We start from the raw sequence: 2742 nt of genomic DNA, 5'->3' as shown, positions 1-2742 counted from the left end.
GATCCAGCCCAAGCGCAGTCAGTTTTTGCTGGCTCAGTTCGACCACAACCTGCTCTTGCGGTGCCCCAATAACAGATACTTTCTTGACGCCATCAACCAGCACTAACTCACGACGCAAAAAGTCCGCATAGTTTTCAAGCTCCCGGTAGCTGTAGTTATTACCGGTGATATTAATCAGAATCCCAAAAACATCTGAAAAATCATCGATAATAATGGGGGCTTCCACACCAGTCGGAAGTTGCCCGGTCGTGTCATTGACCTTTCTTCGCATTTCGTCCCAGATCTGAGGCAGAACAGTCGAGTCATACTTATCCAGCATTTCGACCTCAATCTGAGACAGTCCGGCACTATTAGTCGATGTCACGTGCTTGATCTGAGACATTTGCTGCAGTGCATCTTCCAACGGCAAGGTGACTTCTTCTTCCACCTGTTCGGGTGATGCCCCAGGATAGGCCGTTATTATCAAAGCCTGTTTAATCGTGAATTCAGGAAACTCTAATTGCCCTAACCCGGTAAACGAAATGCTGCCACCAATCAGCATCAGTAGGATAAACATCCAACTGATGACTTTATTTTTAATGCTGTATTGAGCAATGTTCATTACACACCTCTCTGCCAGCGGAGAGGCTTCACTTCCGAGTTTTCAGTTAGCTGACTACTGCCTGCGATAACTATTTTGTCGCCATGCTTCAGGCCTGATAGGATTTCGACACCATTACTCTTCACTCGGCCGAGTGTTACCAAGCGGCGTTCAAGCTTTTCGAGTTCAGTGTCATAAGACCAGACAAGTGTCTCACCACTATCGTCATCATTCACCACCGCCGCTATCGGTATAACAGCTATGACATTTGAAGACTCTGACGAGTTGAGAAGCAATTCGGCACTCATCCCTGGCAAAACGTTCAGCTCTGCAGGCTGACTTAAGGTAAATGTCACCTGGTATGCCTGTGTTCCTGGACTGATCTTACTAGCATGCTCTTTATAAGTAACAGGATAGGTAGCTGCACTCCCGCTGAACCTGACTTTAGGCTGGTTACTGCTCTGCCATTGATTGTCGTTCATATCAATCAGCATGGACTCAGGCATCTGAATGGTAACGTCCAGTTGCTTTTCGGACTGCAGCGTTAGTACTGTTTGACCGGCCTGTATCATCTGGTGGTTATCCAATGACACTTGCGCGATAACACCTGAAAACGGAGCTTCTATTCGGGTGTACTGCAGGTTATCTTTCGCCGACTGCAATGATGCTTTTGATGCCTTAAAAGACGCACTTGCGATATCAAATTCCGACTTAGATATCAGTTTCTTTTTCAGTAGTTCCCGCTTACGCTTGTAGTCAAGATCTGCAAGCTCATAGTTTGACTCTGCGTTAAGCAGCGTGTTTTTAGCATCTCGCGCGTCCAATTGCGCAAGCAGCTGCCCTTTCTTAACCCGCTGACCTTCAATTAAACTAAGAGACACCAGCTGGCCGTTAATTCTGAATGCCAAATCAGCCTGTTGATGAGCCGCTATCTTGGCCGGAAAAATTCGAGACTGCTCTGAACCTGTATTCTGTATAGTCAACAGCTTCACAGGCCGAACTACGGGGGCCAAACTAGTCGAACTTTCTGCTGAATAACAACCGCTTAACAGCATAGTGGTTAGCAATACCACAGCTGCAGCTCTATGTTCACTTCTCATATCACCCTCAATACAAACACTAAAAATCAACCCACTAACAACAGCAAGAAATAAAACCTATTCAACACTTCAAGAGCCATCCGTAGCCTATGAAACTCGCATTGTGCTTTTTCACAAAAACCATCAGTCACATTATGACCATCGGTCATAATTGAGCGATTGAGATAATATGACCAGCGGTCACGAAACTCAAGAAATACTTGGTAATATTTTCAATTTGGACTTTTTATGACTGTTAGTCATAATGTGCAGGGAATTTGTTTTTATTGGATAATTATGGCTTTATCAGACCGCAAAAGGCGTCAATTTGAGCAGCGTGAACGTGAAATCTTAGACGTTGCCTTGGAACTGTTCTCTCAGGCGGACTGGGAGTCCGTAACAATAGAGAAAATTGCACGTGCCGCAGACATCGGCAAGGGTACAATATATAAACATTTTTCCAGTAAAGACGAGATACTCTTTCGGCTCACGATGCAATTCGAGAATGGATTGTTCAGTCACTTAACAAGCGATTACGAAATCGTTGATGATGATTTATTACGCTACATGCGCTCCATAATTCAGGGAGCCCTTCAGTACCACCAACATCATAAACAGTATCGGTATGTCGTGGAGTATGTTCACTGCGCAGCATTTAAGGAGCGAATTGACCATTCATGGTTTGAAGTGATGGACTCCTTGAATAAACGCTATGAAGAATGGTTTGGCCCGATGTTACATGAAGCGATGAATAGAGGGATAATTACAAAGCGTTCATTTAGAGATGTATACATAGGTTTTTATACAAGCCTACAGGGCTCCGTTAACATGATTTGGGCAGAGAAAGACTGGATGATGGCTCAACCAAGCGAGCACCTGATTACTATCATTACAGACTTTATTATGGCTGGAATCATTGGTAACCCTAAAGCACAAAATCAGTAATCACTATTCACTCCCTGAACCTGTCATTCTCTCGTGTTAACAAAGGCAAACATACTGTGTTTGCCTTTATTCACACACAGAGTTTGGCTAAAGAATCAACCAAGCTCAAACGTCGTCACTCCGAAGGTTCGATCCAAC

Annotated in this window: 3 protein-coding genes; 1 reads left to right on the top strand and 2 read right to left on the bottom strand. The window is 44.3% G+C overall.

Going from position 1 to position 2742, the window contains the following annotated elements; all coding sequences use genetic code 11:
- Both MHN01_RS23640 and MHN01_RS23635 read right to left on the bottom strand, forming a co-directional pair.
- On the bottom strand, positions 1-601 hold a 601-nt coding region (locus MHN01_RS23640; protein ID WP_239413800.1), incomplete at its 3' end, for an efflux RND transporter permease subunit.
- The gene (locus MHN01_RS23635; protein WP_239413799.1) at positions 601-1680 is read right to left on the bottom strand and encodes an efflux RND transporter periplasmic adaptor subunit; all 1080 of its coding nucleotides are present in this window, start codon (positions 1678-1680) and stop codon (positions 601-603) included. The genes MHN01_RS23635 and MHN01_RS23640, both read right to left, overlap by 1 nt.
- 228 nt (positions 1681-1908) lie before the next feature.
- Here MHN01_RS23635 and MHN01_RS23630 point away from each other — a divergent pair, with 228 nt between their 5' ends.
- A complete protein-coding gene (locus tag MHN01_RS23630; RefSeq protein WP_239413798.1) occupies positions 1909-2604 on the top strand; it encodes a TetR/AcrR family transcriptional regulator in 696 nt (231 codons plus the stop codon).
- Positions 2605-2742 lie beyond the last annotated feature (138 nt).

Origin of the sequence: Photobacterium sp. OFAV2-7, assembly GCF_022347985.1 — a bacterium.
Lineage (GTDB): Bacteria > Pseudomonadota > Gammaproteobacteria > Enterobacterales > Vibrionaceae > Photobacterium.
Note: the sequence above shows the minus strand (reverse complement) of the source record. Positions and strands in the feature narration are given on the sequence as shown.